At 40.1% G+C, this 17302-nt stretch carries 16 protein-coding genes and 3 tRNA genes; 7 read left to right on the forward strand and 12 right to left on the reverse strand.

The features are described 5' to 3' along the window. Entirely contained in the window at positions 1 to 987 is a 987-nt protein-coding gene (locus CFH81_00545; GenBank protein DAB40830.1) for a transporter, read from the reverse strand. Between CFH81_00545 and CFH81_00550 the strand changes: the two genes are divergently transcribed. After that, positions 975 to 1535 (forward strand): hypothetical protein, encoded by a 561-nt coding sequence (locus CFH81_00550; GenBank protein DAB40831.1) that lies wholly within the window; start codon positions 975 to 977, stop codon positions 1533 to 1535. The two genes, CFH81_00545 and CFH81_00550, sit on opposite strands and share 13 nt — an antisense overlap. Positions 1536 to 1569: 34 nt before the next feature. Here the strand turns inward: CFH81_00550 and CFH81_00555 are convergent, their stop codons facing one another. The 4 genes from CFH81_00555 to CFH81_00570 form a co-directional block, all read right to left on the reverse strand. After that, the gene (locus CFH81_00555) at positions 1570 to 3648 is read right to left on the reverse strand and encodes a hypothetical protein (GenBank protein DAB40832.1); all 2079 of its coding nucleotides are present in this window, start codon (positions 3646 to 3648) and stop codon (positions 1570 to 1572) included. A 64-nt stretch (positions 3649 to 3712) separates the two neighbouring features. Beyond that, positions 3713 to 4885 (reverse strand): aspartate aminotransferase, encoded by a 1173-nt coding sequence (locus tag CFH81_00560; GenBank protein DAB40833.1) that lies wholly within the window; start codon positions 4883 to 4885, stop codon positions 3713 to 3715. Between the two features lie 81 nt (positions 4886 to 4966). Continuing rightward, entirely contained in the window at positions 4967 to 5668 is a 702-nt protein-coding gene (cysE, locus tag CFH81_00565; protein DAB40834.1) for a serine O-acetyltransferase, read from the reverse strand. A gap of 9 nt (positions 5669 to 5677) precedes the next feature. Beyond that, on the reverse strand, positions 5678 to 7543 hold the full coding sequence (locus CFH81_00570) for an arginine decarboxylase (protein ID DAB40835.1): 1866 nt from the start codon (positions 7541 to 7543) through the stop codon (positions 5678 to 5680). Between the two features lie 74 nt (positions 7544 to 7617). On the opposite strand from CFH81_00570, the gene CFH81_00575 reads away from it, so the two are divergent. Genes CFH81_00575 through CFH81_00590 form a run of 4 tightly spaced genes read left to right on the forward strand, consistent with a single transcriptional unit; the run spans position 7618 to position 11041 of the window. Further along, complete coding sequence (locus CFH81_00575) at positions 7618 to 8727, forward strand: ABC transporter permease (protein DAB40836.1); 1110 nt, start codon at positions 7618 to 7620, stop codon at positions 8725 to 8727. Next, positions 8724 to 9494, forward strand: coding sequence for a sulfate ABC transporter ATP-binding protein (locus tag CFH81_00580; GenBank protein DAB40837.1), 771 nt, complete (start codon positions 8724 to 8726; stop codon positions 9492 to 9494). Before CFH81_00575 ends, CFH81_00580 begins: the two co-directional genes overlap by 4 nt. Then, positions 9487 to 10419, forward strand: a complete 933-nt coding sequence (locus tag CFH81_00585) for an ABC transporter substrate-binding protein (protein ID DAB40838.1) — start codon at positions 9487 to 9489, stop codon at positions 10417 to 10419. Before CFH81_00580 ends, CFH81_00585 begins: the two co-directional genes overlap by 8 nt. 34 nt (positions 10420 to 10453) lie before the next feature. Then, complete coding sequence (locus CFH81_00590; GenBank protein DAB40839.1) at positions 10454 to 11041, forward strand: hypothetical protein; 588 nt, start codon at positions 10454 to 10456, stop codon at positions 11039 to 11041. A gap of 69 nt (positions 11042 to 11110) precedes the next feature. Here CFH81_00590 and CFH81_00595 read toward each other — a convergent pair whose 3' ends face one another. The 7 genes from CFH81_00595 to CFH81_00625 all read right to left on the reverse strand — a co-directional run bounded on the left by CFH81_00595 (position 11111) and on the right by CFH81_00625 (position 14402). Then, positions 11111 to 12322: a histidine--tRNA ligase gene (locus tag CFH81_00595; GenBank protein ID DAB40840.1), complete on the reverse strand. Its 1212-nt coding sequence runs from the start codon at positions 12320 to 12322 to the stop codon at positions 11111 to 11113. Continuing rightward, a complete protein-coding gene (locus CFH81_00600; GenBank protein DAB40841.1) occupies positions 12319 to 12900 on the reverse strand; it encodes a dTMP kinase in 582 nt (193 codons plus the stop codon). Before CFH81_00600 ends, CFH81_00595 begins: the two co-directional genes overlap by 4 nt. Next, complete coding sequence (locus CFH81_00605) at positions 12900 to 13385, reverse strand: pantetheine-phosphate adenylyltransferase (protein ID DAB40842.1); 486 nt, start codon at positions 13383 to 13385, stop codon at positions 12900 to 12902. The genes CFH81_00600 and CFH81_00605 overlap by 1 nt, the downstream gene beginning before the upstream one ends. Further along, on the reverse strand, positions 13382 to 13909 hold the full coding sequence (locus CFH81_00610; protein DAB40843.1) for a 3-octaprenyl-4-hydroxybenzoate carboxy-lyase: 528 nt from the start codon (positions 13907 to 13909) through the stop codon (positions 13382 to 13384). Before CFH81_00610 ends, CFH81_00605 begins: the two co-directional genes overlap by 4 nt. A gap of 88 nt (positions 13910 to 13997) precedes the next feature. After that, positions 13998 to 14072 (reverse strand) — tRNA-Gly (locus CFH81_00615). Positions 14073 to 14097: 25 nt separating this feature from the next. Then, positions 14098 to 14174, reverse strand: a tRNA-Gly gene (locus CFH81_00620). 143 nt (positions 14175 to 14317) lie between these two features. Further along, positions 14318 to 14402, reverse strand: a tRNA-Leu gene (locus CFH81_00625). Positions 14403 to 14564: 162 nt separating this feature from the next. Here CFH81_00625 and CFH81_00630 point away from each other — a divergent pair. Then, positions 14565 to 16802 carry a cell division protein FtsK gene (locus CFH81_00630; protein DAB40844.1) on the forward strand — a complete coding sequence of 746 codons (2238 nt, stop codon included), beginning with the start codon at positions 14565 to 14567 and terminating at the stop codon, positions 16800 to 16802. Positions 16803 to 16817: 15 nt separating this feature from the next. Then, on the forward strand, positions 16818 to 17213 hold the full coding sequence (locus tag CFH81_00635; GenBank protein DAB40845.1) for a hypothetical protein: 396 nt from the start codon (positions 16818 to 16820) through the stop codon (positions 17211 to 17213). Positions 17214 to 17302: the final 89 nt, after the last annotated feature.

The following is a 17302-nucleotide window of genomic DNA, read 5'->3' on the forward strand; positions in this document are numbered from 1 at the left end:
TCATAAATAGTAGAAATTTATAACATAGCTTAACACAAAAAGTAAAGGAATAAAGAGTAAAGTGCTTAAAAGTATAAGCGAAGTGACCTCTTTGGGACGACAGTCATAAAGGGAGGCCAGATTGATATTGGCGATGGCTATAGGCACCATCATCTCCATAAAGATTATGCCCTGCACAAAAGGCGAAAGAGAGGTAAAGCTCAAAAGGAGTGCTGCAGCAGAAGGAATGATAATGAATTTTTGCGAAATCGTTCCAATAAAAAGTTTGGGACGAAGTTCCTGGAGACGAATGCCGTACAAAAATGTGCCCAGTAGAAAAAGTTGAAGTACGATACCCGCATAAGCGCCCATTTTAAAAAATTCCTGGAGAGATGAACTTAGGGGTATGTCGTAAATATTGATGATAAAAGCTACCAATGAGGCCGGAATAATAGGAATTTTAACAATGTTCAAAAGTGACTTTTTGATGCTAAAAGAACCTCTTGAGTAAACATAGACCCCTATGACATAGACGACAAAAACATTAGCAATATTGATGAGTGTTGTATAGATAACGCTTTGTTCGCCAAAAAGAGCTATCCCAAGAGGAATGCCGATATTTCCTGTGTTGCCGACAAATCCCGCAATAGAAAAAATGGCTCTCTCTTTGGCGTCAGCAAAAAGCATTTTGGCAATAAGCAAAGAGGGAATCAATAGTGCAAAAATGATCCCCAGATACATTAAGGGTACAAAAATATGTTCAGCGTGAAGCTTGGCAGTACTAAAGCCCCACACTGTTACGAATGGCTGGAGAAAATAGACAGAAAAGAGTGTAAGCGTCCTGGGATTCATCTCTTCTTTAAATATGCGTTTTGCAAGGTATCCAAGAAAAATAAAAACATACACAAAGATGAGCGAGAGTAGTGTGTCAATCATGAGAGGAACTATAGCATATTTTGGGTATGATTCGTGTATTGTTTTAGAAGGAGAATGGTTTGGAAAGTACATTAACGTCACTAGAGACATGGGGCTATTTGGCTATCGCATTTTTCTCTTTCGGGGGATCTTTGGTGGTCGTTGCTGCCGCGGGCATTTTATCCTATTTGGGGAAAATGGATTTGGCAACAGCCTTGGCGGTCGCCGCCGTGTCCAATTTTATGGGAGATAATTTTCTTTTCTATCTTGGAAAATACCAAAAAAAACAAGTACGCCCCTATTTTGCAAAACACAAACGCAAAATTGCTTTAGCAACGCTCATCATGCGCAAATACGGAATTTTGGCAATCTTTATTCAAAAATTTATTTATGGCATTAAAACCCTTATACCCCTTTCGATGGCGCTGGCTAAATATGATTTTAAAAAGTTTGTCTTTTTTAATATATTCGCTTCGATTGTGTTTGTATCGGTGATTGGTGCGGGAAGTTATTATTCGGGTGAAATGTTTATGGCGTTTTTTGATAAGATCAAAGCAAACCCTTGGATGATGCCGGTGATCGTCTTTGGTATCATTGGAATCATATGGTACGCAATGGAAAGAATGACGAAAAAGAAGTAGCCGCGCTTCTTCCGGTATGTTTTCCGTTTATACTCTAGCGATTAAGCCAATATAACAGGCTTGGAATGTTTTCTACTCCAAAATAGAAATAGTCGTTTCGTGCCGGATCGCCATATCTTCTGACGTAAGTAAACCTGAATATATCTATAAGGTCAATATAGGTATTGAACCCATAAGCCGTATCGGGGTCAAAGAACTCTCCTTCCATATCTCCAAACAGTGTGACTCCTGCGCCGAACTTTATGAAATCATCATATTCTTTAAAGGTGCTGAGGTCAATGCGCAGAAAATCCGATATACCGTCATTGAAACTGTAAGCAGCTTTCGCTTCAAACCCGTTGATGATCATGAGATTTTTATACCAATAGGCATTATACCCCAAAGAGATACCCCCGTTTTTAACATCGGTTGCCATCTCATTGGGAAGGAGCCTTAGAGCAGTTCTAAGAGCTTTCTTGTCTTTATCCTCCGGAGCGTTAAGGGGAAGAATGTCAAATCCGTCTTTCTCCTTGACAAACGTGCTTCCTGCCCATGCGGCAATACTTGTTACTTTGGCCACGGAGCTTGATTCCGGGTACACTTCAGCCCGTTCGTTTTCAAGTGTAGTGATGCGTCCGATAATCGTTCTTAACGGCTGCTTATACCATTGGTCAATATCTTTCTTGGCATAACCAAGGAACGACTTTTTATCCGGCATAAGGTATTTCGCATCCAGCCTAATAAGAAACTTTTTAAACTCATCGAGTGTGTAGCGCACTGAATCGCTCTTCTTGATATCGAAAGCATTGTAAATAGCAGTGAATTTATTGTTCGTTTTTGGATGCTTGCTATAGAACTCTGTTTCCAAAAAAAGATTGTATGCAGCCAGCGCTTCGGGATTTTCGTTTATACCAAGACTTTTTTTAAATTGATCCATAAGTTCAATCTGTGTGAGGTTGGGATAATACCCATTTTTCTTCATGGTCTCAGCAAGATGATAAATGCCATCATATACACCTACGTAATAGTCATAGATACGAAAATTTTTATCCAAAAAAGCGCCAAAATGCTCTAAAAATTTCCCTGCCAACGGATGATGTCTGGAGGACAAAACAAGTACTCTTGAAGAGCTGTCTTTGAAGTAGAGATGGAGTGCCTGATAGAGTTTCATCGATTGAAATATCTCTAAACTATTGAGCAGGGGCATAGCATTGGCATTAAAAAATCCCATGGGAAACTTTTCTTCGGCTTGTTTTTGTTCTTTGGGTTGTTTTCTTGTGTTGCTAGGATCCATATAAATAAAATACTTCGATTTTTTATTGAGTTCAATACTGAGCTGCAAAGGGATGTTGTCGTATGTGGCTCCATCTATAAAGTAATCGGAATCTTGTTTTCCTTGATAGTCATACTCAAGCTTTACCTGCTGGAATGCGCCCGGAAATGCAGAAGAAGCAAAAAGCACATCGATGATTTTCTCTTTTTCTCTCTCTATTTCAGGGACAGAAAGATAAAAATCTGTACTGGCAGGCATTTTTTTGTTGTGTATACTTGCTTTTTTGTGATCTGTTTTGAGCGTAAGCGGAATAGAGAAATTTTGATTTTTAATTTGAATGCCTTGAAGTTTTTCTATGATAGGCGTTACTTTGGTGACAGAGATGCCCAGCGGTATTTCACAGCCCGATCTGTAAATGGGTTTGTTGAGGTGTTCAATGATCTTGTCTGCTTTTTCTTGCAGTTTTTTTCTTGAGAAGAGGGTACTTTTGTTGACCGGATCTTTTCCCTCTATGATAAGGTCTTCCAGTCCCAAGTCAACCCATGTATCGTAAAAGAGATTGTCATCAACGCTGTTTTTATAGGGAATGCTTTCTTCCTGGCACCAATACATAGCGGTCAAAAGCGCATTAATAGAGCCCGCAGAAGCGCCTGCTACTGATCGCAAATGAGGCCGGACAATGGTACTGTTGTGGTGTGCTGCGTGAAGCAATCTGATCGTAGCCCAGTTGTATCCCGCCTGATAAGCTCCTAAGCTGACGCCGCCGCTGATCACGATAGAAACATCGATCTCTTTTGGTTTGGCGCAAGAGAGAGAAGAGAGCAGAAGAAAAAGCACAGAAAGTTTATAAAAATTCTTCATATGCTATCCCTTTCTTTGCAAAAAATATAAAAATTATACTCTTTATGCTGATAAAAATAAAGACCTATACAGACCGTTTCTGTTTAACAAATTTTTCTATGCGGCGGATGCCTTCACGAATGGTTGTTATGTCTGTAGCAAATGAAAATCTAAAATAGCCTTCGCTTCCAAACCCGATCCCCGGAACCACAGCGACACCCGTAGCTTGCAATAACTCTTTGCAGAACGTAATGGAATCGTTGGAAATATCTTTGATGTTGACAAAAAGATAAAATGCACCTTGTGGTTTTAGTACGGAAAGACCGTCAATTTCATTGAAAAGCCTTACTGCCTCTTCCGCTCTGTTTTCAAAGGCTTTTCTCATAGTTTCAATCTCCTCATCTACCTGACCGGTAAGTGCAACAATGGCTGCTTTTTGCGTGACAGAATTGATATTGGATGTGCTTTGGCTTTGCAGTTTGTCCATAGCAGCAATAAGCTCTTTGTTGGGAGTCGCAAGGTATCCAAAGCGCCAACCCGTCATCGCAACTGATTTGCTCAGACCATTGATGGTAACGGTTCTTTGGTACATATCTTCACTGATACTTGCAGCAGCCACAAAGTCAATACCGTAAAGCAATTTTTCATACATTTCATCGCTCGCTACGATAATATTTGTACCCTTGAGAACTTCCGCCAGAGCTTCAAGTTCTGATTTTGAATAAACCGAACCTGTAGGGTTGGATGGTGAAGTTAAGACGACCATTTTGGTCCGAGGGGTAATCACAGCTTTCAATTGCTCTGCAGTCATTTTAAATCCGCTTTTTTCATCAGTTTCAACAATAACAGGAACACCTTCTGAATAGATTACAAGTTCAGGATAGGTCACCCAATAAGGGGAAGGAATGATCACTTCATCTCCGGGATCAATTGTGGCCTGAAATAAATTAAATAAAGACTGTTTGGCTCCATTGCTGACAATAATATCAGAAGGGGCATAGTCTAATCCGTTTTCTCTTTTTAGTTTACCGCTTACTGCCTTTAAGAGCTCCGGAATGCCTGCTACGGCGGTATATCGCGTAAACCCTTCATTGATCGCCTTGATCGCTTCTTCTTTGATGAGCAAAGGGGTTTCAAAATCCGGCTCTCCCGCCGAAAAACTTAAAATATCTTTGCCTTGGGCTTTAAGATCCCTTGCAAGTGAAGCAACAGCGATGGTCAATGAAGGCGATAATGATTTGATGCGTTTAGATAGCATGAAAAACCTTGTATATATAGAATGTGACTAATATTAAAATTATAACTTAAATTCGCTAATATAAAAGGATAGAGAATCTCTTTAATCCATAGAATGAATGAAATTATCATAAATTTCATCAAGGGTATGGTCTTTATCTTTGATATGTTTGGAATCCCCTGTTTGCAATGCTTCTTCCAATACTTCAATACGCTTGATAAGATATTCGAAAATCTCTTTATGGACATCCGGAATCTTATTGTGGCTGAGCGGGTTTTTGTCAAATCCGCGTTTGAGTACACGAGCGGGAATACCCACCGCCGTAGAATCAGCAGGCACATTTTTAACGACAACCGAGTTTGCGCCTACTTTGGAGTTTGCGCCGATGGTGATATTGCCAAGTACTTTTGCTCCTGCACCGATCACAACACCTTTTTCAATCGTAGGGTGCCTTTTTCCTTTTTCAAGACTTACCCCGCCCAGTGTCACTTGTTGATAGATAAGCACATCATCCTCAATAATAGTTGTTTCGCCAATGACAACTCCCACACCATGATCAATAAAAACCCTGCGCCCTATAGAAGCTGCAGGATGTATATCGATTGTGGTTAAAAACAATCCTAGCGCCGAAATCAGACGGGGTACAAACCGTAATTCTTTTTGATACAGCCAGTGGGCAATCCGATGAAACAAGAGTGCCCAAAGCCCAGGATAGTTAAAAAAAAGTTCAAAAGTAGAATGGAGGGCAGGATCATTTTTTTTGACCGTTGCAAAATCCTCCTTGATCAGACGCAATGGATTCAATGTTCTTCCTTAATCATTTTCGCTAATGGCTTGAATGGTTTTAAGATAGCTGTTTTCACTTAAATAAAGATAAAGTTTTCCCAAAAGCTCTCTCTTTTCTTCTTTGCTGATATGTTCTGATTCTTCGATTTTGTACTTGAGTGCTTTATCCACAATGTTGGTGTCGTAATCCAAGTCATCCAATACGTCCATGAGGTTTTGTGCGTCAATAAGATTGTTGACAGCATAATGCCCTTTTTCATCAAAGGTAATTACTGCTTCTGTGGGATGGGTAAAGAGATTGTGTTTCATTCCTAAAACCTCTTGGTAGGCACCCGTTAAAAAGAATGCAAGGAAATATTCTTCTTGGCTGACGTCAATATCGTGCAGGTAAAGAGGCAAATCAGGATTAAAATCGATTTCGCCGTCACTATCGCACGTAATATCCCATATGCTTGCAGGATTGGTGGGTCTGACATCCAAATGGTCTATAGGCATAATGGGAAAATGCTGTTTGAGACCCCAGAAATCAGGCAGTGACTGAAACGCTGAAAAATTTACGAGATATTTTTCCTGAATGCGGTTTTGCAATCTTTTGAGTTCGTTTGTATCTTCATTTTTAAGCAATGCAATCGATTTTTTGATGATAAGGTTGACTAAAATTTCTGTATTTGAGCGGTCTTCGAGGTCAATATATCCCAAATCAAACAGCGTAAGGAGGCTCTCCATATGATCAAGGGCATCGTGCAGATACTCTCTGGCATTGTCGCGTGTAAGCGAGCTGAAGAGATCGTAAAGCTCTTGAATAAGCGGCGGATTGTTCTCTTTGAGGCGAAGATTTTTTTCATGGTATTCTTGAGAAAAAAGTTCTAACACAGGAGTGATAAGTATAGCATGGGAAGCTGCAACATACCGTCCGGATTCAGTAAAAATATCAGGTTCATCAACTCCTCTGCTTTTGGCGATCTCTTGCATCAGATAAATTACGTCATTGGCGAATTCATCCAAAGAGTAGTTTCTGTCTCTGTTGTGCGCGTGCTGGCTGTATTCTACTGCAAGTCCGCCGCCGATATTGATCGCACATAGTGCATCCGCACCGCGTTTTTTGAGATCCGCATAAATGTTTCCTGCTTCTCTGAGTGCCTTCTTGAGGGGTGAGATGTCACTCATTTGTGAACCGATATGAAAGTGTATCATCGATAAATGTGTCAAAAGATTATGTTTTTTAAGCAGTTCATAGGCTTCCAAAAGTTCAGTGGAAGTTAATCCAAATTTAGAACTGTAGCCTCCGCTTTTTGCCCAGATTCCAATACCGGAGCTGTGCAGCCGTATCCGTACGCCTATTTTCGGAAGAATAGGATTTTCTACATCTTCATTAAATTCCGTATTGACTTGTATGATGGTTTGAAGTTCGCCGATACCTTCGATCGTCACTGTGATATTGTGCCCCATTTTTGCAGCAATAAAACAAAGCGCTATCATCTCCTTGTCTTTAAATCCGTTAACCGTAATAGGTGCTCCAATGGGAGTTTTGCTCATGGCAATGATAAGTTCCGCCTTGCTTCCTGCTTCCAATCCGTAATTGTATTTTTGGGAAACATCCATCAGCGCATGGACAAAATTGGGGAATTGATTGACTTTCAGCGGAAAAACTGCTTGAAATTTTCCTTGATATCCAAATGTTTTTTTGGCTTTTTCAAAAGCGGTAAAAAGGGTAGAAATCTGTTTTTCTATCAGATGCGGAAAACGAAGCAAAAGAGGGCCTTTGTATCCTTTGTCGCGTATATCCTGGGCGATCTCCAAAAGAGAAGGTTTGCTTGCATAATTGATATTTATCGTATTGTTTTTGATGATAAAATTATCATTACCCCAAATATTCAAGCCAAATTGTTTCATGTTTACCTGCCTTCGTTTAACTGTTAAGATGCAATTATATCCAAACTTAATATTAACTTTAATATAATCTAATCATGAATGAAAAATATCTTTTTTTAGAAGTTTATCCTGATTATATTAAGCTTATCTCAAAAGACAAGTGGATGCTTCAAAGCGTGAAGAAAATAGAAAATTTGCTGCGCCAAATACCCTGTGATAAAAAAATTATTTGGGATGTTTCGCTGATTGATGAGTTTGACAGTGCGGGAATGCTTTTATTTATAGAATATTTTTCCTATTTTGCAGCAAAAACAAAAGTTGAGATTGCGGGCTATACCTCTGTGCAAAAAGAGATGTATAGCCTCTTGAAAGCAGAGTATAAATCAAAAGAGACGATACCGGTTGCCCGAAAAAACCGGATTGAAAATATAGGCAAAAAAGCCGTGGAACGTTATAACGACTTTAAGGAGTTTGTTAATTTTTCGGGAGAGCTTTTTATGGCCATGCTTCATAACGTTCTTCATCCCAAAAGCATACGTTTCAAAGAAACAGTGTATCATATCTATCACTCCGGCTTTACAGCGCTTGTGATCGTTTCCCTAACCGCATTTTTGGTGGGGATGGTTATTGCCTATCAGGGATCTGTTCAGTTGGCCAAATTCGGCGCTGATATTTTTATCGTTGATACAGTAGGTTTGTCCATTGCAAGAGAATTGGGTCCGATGATCACTGCCATTGTGATCGCGGGGCGCAGCGGTTCATCCTATACCGCAGAGATAGGCGCCATGAAAATTACCGAAGAGATAGCTGCGATGCGAACGATGGGATTTGATCCGTACCATTTTTTGGTGCTTCCTCGCATTTATGCTTTGATGATCGCATTGCCGCTGCTTATCTTTTTTGCTGATATAATGGGAATTCTTGGAGGTATAGTTGCTTCAAAAATGCAATTGGGTATTTCTGTCGATCAATTTATCGCCCGTACTCAGGAGGTGGTTGCGGTTAAGCATTATATTTTAGGGATGATAAAAGGGCCTGTTTTTGCTTTTCTTATTGCGGCGGTAGGCAGTTTTAGGGGGCTTCAGGTTTCTGAAAACACAGAGAGTATCGGATTGCATACGACGCAGAGCGTGGTAAATTCGATTTTTCTTGTGATCGCTTTTGATGCACTTTTTTCTGTGATCTATACGGAACTTGATCTATGAGTGTAATTGAAGCAAAGGGTATTGTGACACGATTTGGCAACAGAACCATTCATGATGGCGTAAATTTACATATTAATGAAAATGAGATATATGCTATTTTAGGAGAAAGCGGTTCTGGAAAATCTGTCTTAATGAAAGAAATGATTATGCTCTTGGAGCCCACAGAAGGAGAAATGTATGTTTTGGGGGAAAATCTTCAGAGTATCAATGCAAAAAGGGCGCAAGAGCTAAGAAAAAAATGGGGGGTGCTTTTTCAGTTTGGCGCACTATTTTCTTCGCTGACGATCGCTGAAAACATTGAGATTCAACTCAAAGAGTATACCGATGTTTCAAAAAAGATGAGAGATAAGTTGATTTATTCAAAGCTGGATCTTGTCGGACTTGATGCCTATGTGGGGGGATTATATCCATCCGAATTAAGCGGAGGGATGATAAAAAGAGCAGCGCTTGCACGTGCTTTGGCGATGGAGCCAAAACTGCTTTTTTTAGATGAGCCTACTTCAGGACTGGATCCTATAGGCGCCCGTAATTTTGATCAGCTGATTGTTAATTTGCGGGATTTGCTAGGGATAACGGTGGTAATGATTACTCATGATCTAGAAAGTATATTTACAATTGTTGACAGGATGGCAGTTCTGGCTGATAAGCAGGTGGTTGCAGAAGGCAGGCTTGAAAATGTGTTACAATCACAACATCCTTTCGTAGAGGCATTTTTCAAAAATAAATACACCAAAGAAAGATTCAAGGACAAAATTAAAAATGTATAACAAAATAAACTATATGGTTGTAGGTATTTTTGTATTGGTCTTTGGAGCGGGCATGATATGGTTTGCTTTTTGGCTCGCAAAGTGGGGTTTGCAGGACGAGTATGATATCTATAAAATAGAGATTAAAGAGTCTGTCTCAGGGCTTTCAGAAGATGCGAGTGTAAAAATTCGCGGGGTAGATGTCGGAAGGGTGCAGACAATCCGCATTAATCCTCAAAATATAGAAGCGGTTGAAATCTTTTTGGAGATTAAAAAAGGCACACCCATCAAAGAGGATATGGTGGCCCATACACAGATGTTTGGAGTCACAGGACTTTTGTCGATCGAAATTGACGGAGGAACGAATACCGCAAAGACATTACAGCCGAGCAAAACATATATCCCTTTTATTCAAACAAAAACCTCCTACGTTTCAAGGGTTAGTGAAAGCCTGGGCGAGATTGCCGATAGTTTAAACGCATTTCTGATACAAACGAAAAAACTCATTTCAGATAAAAACATACAAGCCTTTGAAAATACCTTGGGCCATATAGAAAAAATAACATCTCGCGGTGAAGAGTTGGAAATCAAAGCGATTGGCTCTTTGGCGCAATTGGATGAAACACTTCAAGAGCTGAGAGTTTCCATGAAAGACGCAACGCACTCTTTTGAGGGGGCAACAAAAGATTTTGCCTCCATAAAAGATAGGGCCAATCCGCTTCTAGAAGAGCTTACCGTCACTACAAGAGGGCTTGACAGGCTGATATCCAAGGCAGAAAAAAGTCTAGACAGAGGGGACTACAATATCAAAAATATTCTTGAGCCTGCATTGGTGGACGTGCAGATACTTTCTTCACAGATCAATGATTTGGCACAGCAGTTAAAACAAAGTCCAAGTGACGTCTTGTTTAAAGCCAGAAAACAAAGAAAGGGGCCCGGAGAATGACAAGAAATAAAATTCAGCAAAGAGGAGATGTCAAATGCTAAGTTTTAAAAATACGTCATGGATGGCGATAGTTTTATTGCTCCAGGGATGCAGTATTAAAGAACCCCCTTTGAAAATTTATACTCTTAGTATAGGTGCCCCCATAAAAGCCCACGGCAGTTCACTAAAAGAAAAAACAGTTAAAGTGATCTACCCCCAAAGCATTAAAGAGAAAATAGGTCAAGAAATGAATTTTTCCTATAGTGACAGCGAACAGGGAAGTTATCAAAATGCCCGGTGGTCAAACAATATAGGACAATTACTCCAAGGTGCTTTTATTGAAACACTGCAGCAAAGCGGACTCTTTGGCGCAGTGCTCTCTTTTGCTTCAACTGTCCGCGAAGATTTCAGGCTGGAGAGTACTATTTTTGCCTTTTCGCATCGCGTAAGAGGCGATGTGTCAGAGGCAGTGGTTTCAATTCACTTTTCACTTATTGATGCTGATTCCGGAAAATTGGTTAAAAGCAGACGCTTTGGTTATGCGGTTCCTACAGTAACGACAGATGCCAAAGGGTATACGGATGCCACCAATAAAGCGCTCAATCAGCTAGGTGTGGATTTGGTGTCCTGGCTTGAGAGGTAGTGCGGAAATATATTTTTCTTTTCATAAAAGAACTTTTGAAAGAGTTCTTTAAAGTAAAAAAGCGGAGAGTTAAAACGTTTCCAAAGGAACTATTTTTTCTTCTTGGCTTTCTATATCCTTGACCCAGATGGTGCCATTCTTGAATTCATCTTCTCCTATAAGCGCAACATATCTGGCTTCAGCTTTATCTGCGCCTTTCATATGGCTCTTGAAGCCTTTTGCATTATATTCGATTGTTACTTTTGTTTCCAGTCTTTTTCGGGCGGCAAGGGTGAGGAGCGGTTCTATGGCGTCATCACTCATTGCACCAAGATAGATGCCTTCACGTGCAGTTTCCGGCATTTTTACCAGCTCCATGATGCGCTCTATGCCGATGGCAAAACCTACTGCCGGAGTGGGTTTGCCATCAAGAAACTCCACAAGTCGATCGTAGCGCCCTCCGCCTGCAATGGCTGATTGCGATCCGATTTCGCTGCTTACAAATTCGAATGCTGTTTTATTGTAATAGTCCAATCCTCTTACAAGATTGGTATCTATTGTGTAATGAATGCCTGCCTGATCCAGCAAGATAGTGAGTTTTTTAAAGTCGTTCTCGCACTCATCACAAAGGTTGTCTATCAGTTTTTGAGAATTGCTAAGAAGCAATTGGCATGTCTTGTTTTTGCAATCGAGTACACGGATTGGATTGGTGTCTATGCGTCTGTTGCAATCTTCACAAAGATCCTCTTTGATATCGGTTAAAAAAGATACAAGATTTTGTTTATAGGGAGGCATACATACCGTGCAGCCCAATGAGTTTATTTGAAGATCAAAACCGATGCCCAAAGCATCAAAGATTTGACTTATCATCACAATGATTGTAAAATCTTCATAGACCGATGCCTCTCCAAAACTCTCGCACCCAAATTGGTGAAATTCTCTCAAACGTCCTTTTTGCGGTCTTTCATAGCGAAACATTGGTCCGTGATAGTAGAATTTTTGTTTGACCGGCTGACGGTCAAGTTTGTCGCTGATGAAAGCTCGGGCTACGCCGGCGGTTCCTTCGGGGCGCATACAGACATCGTATCCGCCTTTGTCTTCAAATTGATACATCTCTTTATTGACAATATCAGAACTGTTGCCAACGGACCGTTTGAAAAGCGCAGTTTCTTCAAGAATAGGAGTCTCTATATAGCTATAGCCGTATCTTTTAGCAATATCTACCGCAGTATCAAGAATGTGTACATGGCGTCGGCTTTCTTCAAAAGTAAGGTCTTTCATGCCCCGAAGCGGATTGATCATAGTGTATTCCTTAAAAAGTTGTTTATTTGGGTATGTATGGTGTCTATGGATTGGGTTGCATCCACAAAAAGATGAGGGATGCTAAGTTTGATAAGACTTTTTTTCATCTGCTCTTGTACGTGAAGCAAATATTCCAAGCCCCTTAACTCTATACCGTCTAGACTTTTTTGTGATATTCTCTTTTTGAGTGTCTCCATATCTGTCAAAAACAATATCACTTTATCGGGCAGGTGATCTTGAAGTGCAAATTTATTAAGTGAGACAAGCAGATCAAAGTCAAAATCGCTATTGGCAAGGGCATAGCCTATACCGGAGAGAAAACCTCTGTCAGAAAGTATAAGTTTGTCTTTGTTTGGTTTGATAATCTCTTCATAATGTTCAGCACGGTCTGCCAAAAAAAGTAAAAGTTCGGCTCGCTTGGAAGAAAGTGAATCGTTAAGCAATATCTCTCTGGCTTTTTTGCCAAATGAGGTTCCGCCGGGCTCTTTTGTGATGATTACCTCAGGATGGTTTTTGGCTATCAATTCAATTTGCGTAGTTTTACCGCATGTATCTATGCCTTCAAACAAAATGTACATTATTTTTTATATCCTTGGATCATTTTGTAGACCTCCGGAGGTAAAAGATGGTCTATTTTTCCATCAAAATGCAAAATGGATCGCACGACAGAAGAGCTCACAAAAGCATGTTCGAGACTAGGCATAAGATAGATGGTCTCCAGATCTTTTTTAAGAGATGCATTGGCATATCCCATCTGCAGCTCATACTCAAAGTCGCTCACCGCTCGCAATCCTCTGATGATAATATTGGCATCCAGATTGTCAGAGAGGGTAACGAGCAGACCGTTGAAGCCGATCACTTTTACTTTAGGAAATATTTTGGTGACGGCTTTTGCCATTTCAATACGCTGTTCTAGGCTGAACATAGGATTTTTAGTTTCACTTTCTGCTACTGCAATGATAATTTCATCAAACATTTTGCATGCTCTTCTTAGGATATCCAAATGTCCATTGGTGACAGGATCAAATGTTCCCGGATAGATTGCTCGTCTAAAAGTATTCATGGTGTTCCCCATCTTTTATATAAACTGTTATCAATGCCTAGCGCATCGTACCATTTTCCAATAATGAAGCGCTCCATCTCTTCAAGGGTGCTCGAATCGGAGTAGTATCCTATCACCGGCGGAGCGATAATAACGCCCAAAGAAGCCAACTTATGCATATTTTCTAATGCAATAGCGGAAAAGGGCATTTCTCTGGGAGCAAGCAGCAGCTTTTTTTGTTCTTTAAGCGCAACTGCAGCTACTCTTGTTGCAAGATTGTCGCTGATGCCGCATGCTATTTTGGCCAGAGTATTCATGCTGCACGGAATGATGGCCGTTGCATCCACTTTAAATGAACCGCTTGAAATGGATGCTGCAATGTTGTTGTTTTGATGCAGAGTAACTTTCGTGTTTTCAAACGACTCTACAGTGAGGGCATTGTCTGAAACGACTACATGTGCCTCGATGTCCTGAGGCAAACAGTTGATAAACTTTTTACCCATATCAACACCGCTAGCACCGGTAATTGCTATTACAAGTTTCATAAAATGCCTTATTTTTTGTTGTGGGAATTATAGCAAAAGAAAGTTTGATTTAGTTTTTTGAATGAGAAATGAATATAAATAGTATCAATGGAGCGGGCGAACGGATTCGAACCGTCGACCCTAACCTTGGCAAGGTTATGCTCTACCCCTGAGCTACGCCCGCAACTAACGTAATAATAAAATAAAAGTGGAGCGGGAGACGGGACTCGAACCCGCGACCCTCAGCTTGGAAGGCTGACGCTCTAGCCAACTGAGCTACTCCCGCGCCGTTTATTTGGTAAACCAAATGTTATCTGTTGGTTGTTTTCTGATTATTAAACAATGAAATACAATCAGTCCGTGATCTGGCTATTAAAGCCGATACAGGTTAAACATAATTTTTTACTTTATTAAAAACATTTTATTGGATGGTACCCCGGGTCGGACTCGAACCGACACAAGCAAGCTTACCAGATTTTGAGTCTGGCGTGTCTACCAATTTCACCACCGAGGCAGATACATTTTGAAAATGTAAACGGAATTCTACATGTTTTTTCTTAAAATATGTTTAGAAAACAGCCTAATTTTTATTTTTATGACAATTTGATACTTTGGCTAGGGCAACTTATCTTAATTTGTTATAATACATTTATTATTTATTAATATGGGAGTACACGTGAAGATTACACTGATTATAACTGCTGTCCTTTTTATTTATGGTGCGTTTTCAACGTTATTTCATGACAGTGCATTGGTTGGAAATATAGGAAAAAAGGTCGGGGATGTCAATGTTTTTTTATTTGGGTATTTGGCCTATATCAATATTTTAATACTTTTTTATCCCCTGTATAAGCTTTTTACTGATTCTCGCAAGCTCAAAGAAATTGATTTTTATCTCGGATGGCTGCTCTTTTTTATAGGATTGATTTTTTTGCAATCTTTGATAGTTGAATCCAAAGAGGCAGGCTATATCGGAACACAGATTGTAGAGTTTTTGCAGCCATTTATCGGTAAAGCAGGATTGTGGCTTTCGTGGCTAATGATAACAGCACTCTCTTTGGTTTTTATCCTGGATGATGATTTTAGTCCCGGAGATTTAAAATTGCATCGATTTTCGTTTAAACCTATATGGCGGGGATTGCAAAACAGTTTGCAAAAAATAAAAGTATTTTTTAGAAAGCTATTTACCAATCCTTTTGCGTCGCCGCCTTTGGAAAATGACATGATGCCTCCTCTGGAACAAAAAAAAGACAAAACAGCGCAAAAGAGACTCCAGTTTTCTTCTGAGAATCAAAGAATTTCTCAGATGCCTCTTAAAAAAGAAGACCATTTCATGAAAGAGGTCAAAAAAATACCTATACATCCGATAGATGATCTTGTGGTTGACGAACGAGCAGCAAAAGAAGACTCATTACTTCATGATTTGCAACTTAAAAACACACATGTTCAAAGAGTAGAAGAACTGGAAGAAAACTCAAAACTTTTAGAACAGATAGAAAAAGGCGCAGTAGCCAAACCAAAAAACTTTAAATTGCCAAAGCTGGATTTTTTACAAAAAGCACCCAAGACAACCAAAAAAATCAATGAGGCCGAGATAGACAGAAAAATAGAAGATTTGCTTTCTAAGCTTAAGCAGTTTAATGTAGACGGAGACGTGGTGCGTACGTATAGCGGACCGCTGGTTACTACTTTTGAGTTTAAGCCTGCTCCCAATGTTAAAGTTTCCAAAATACTCAACCTTCAAGATGATCTTGCCATGGCGCTTAGTGCTGAAACGATACGCATACAGGCGCCTATTCCGGGTCGAGATGTGGTGGGTATCGAGATACCAAATGACACGATAGAAACGATTTATTTGCGTGAAATACTTGAAAGCGACCTTTTTAGAGAATCAAGCTCTCCTCTAACGGTGGCTTTGGGTAAAGATATTGTAGGGAAACCTTTTATTACGGATATTAAAAAATTGCCCCATTTGCTGATCGCCGGCACAACAGGTTCGGGTAAATCTGTAGGTATTAATGCAATGATACTTTCTTTGCTCTACAGAAACGATCCCGATCAGTTAAAGCTGATGCTTATAGATCCCAAAATGCTTGAGTTTTCTATCTATAACGATATTCCTCATCTTATTACGCCTGTGATTACAGAGGCAAAAAAAGCCATTGCGGCCCTGTCGAACATGGTGGGAGAAATGGAACGCCGTTATAAGCTGATGGCAAAGAACCGCACCAAAAATATCGATAATTACAATGAAAAAGTAAAACAGGACGGTTCTGCCGATCCGTTTCCGTTTATCGTAGTAGTGATAGACGAGTTGGCAGATTTGATGATGAACGGAGGCAAGGAGGTGGAGTATTCCATTGCCAGACTTGCCCAAATGGCAAGAGCATGCGGGATTCACTTGATCGTCGCCACGCAAAGGCCCAGTGTGGACGTAGTTACCGGGCTCATTAAAGCCAACCTGCCTTCAAGGCTGAGCTACAGGGTAGGACAGCGTATTGACTCAAAAGTCATCCTGGATACGATGGGCGCGGAAAGTTTGCTGGGGCGGGGAGACGGGCTTTTTACACCCCCGGGAGCAGTAGGTCTTGTGCGCATTCATGCACCATGGAACACTGAAGAGGAGATAGAAGAAGTTGTTGAGTTTCTTAAGGAGCAGCGTGTTCCGCAATACGATGAAAGTTTTTTAGTTACAGGAGGGGCCTCTTCTGAGGGGAAAAATGCCGATATGGAATTGGACCCGCTTTTTGAAGAAGCAAAAAATGTGATTTTGACAGACAATAAAACGTCTATCTCTTATTTGCAGCGCAAATTGCAAATAGGCTATAATAGATCAGCCAATATTATTGAGCAGCTTGAAGCGATGGGTATACTCAGCGAACCCAATGCGAAAGGCAATAGAGAGATACTATAAAAAAAGAGGGTAAAAATGGCGTATTTTACAGAAGCTAAAGTCGGAGAAAAAGTATACGGGCTTATTTTTGGAGCCGGAAAAATTGTCAACGTGTTTTCGGATAGTTTTTATTCGATTGTGGTTGAGTTTAAAAATGGTTATGAGGTGCCTTACACAGAAGAGGGGATACCGGGCTGGGGAAATTTTAAAAAACAGACACTTTTTTATAAAGAAGATGTTGATCTGAGTACTGAAGATTTTTCTCCCGTAGGCAAGATACTTTCACCCAAGAAGATTATTAAGCTGCGAGAGAAAAACAAACTGCAAGTAAGGCTGCCTTCTGGTATCTGGAAAAATGTAAAAAAAGCCGATCCTGAATATGTAGAGAAGTTACTCAAAAAAGAACAATATCATCTCTTTAGGAAAAAGTAAAAAGAGATTTTTTTATCTTTGTGTAGATATGAGCTGGTTTATGCTCATATTTTGTAACTATATGTTACATAAAAAATCAATATCTTCTT

Source organism: Sulfurovum sp. UBA12169, assembly GCA_002742845.1.
In the GTDB taxonomy this organism is placed as follows: domain Bacteria; phylum Campylobacterota; class Campylobacteria; order Campylobacterales; family Sulfurovaceae; genus Sulfurovum.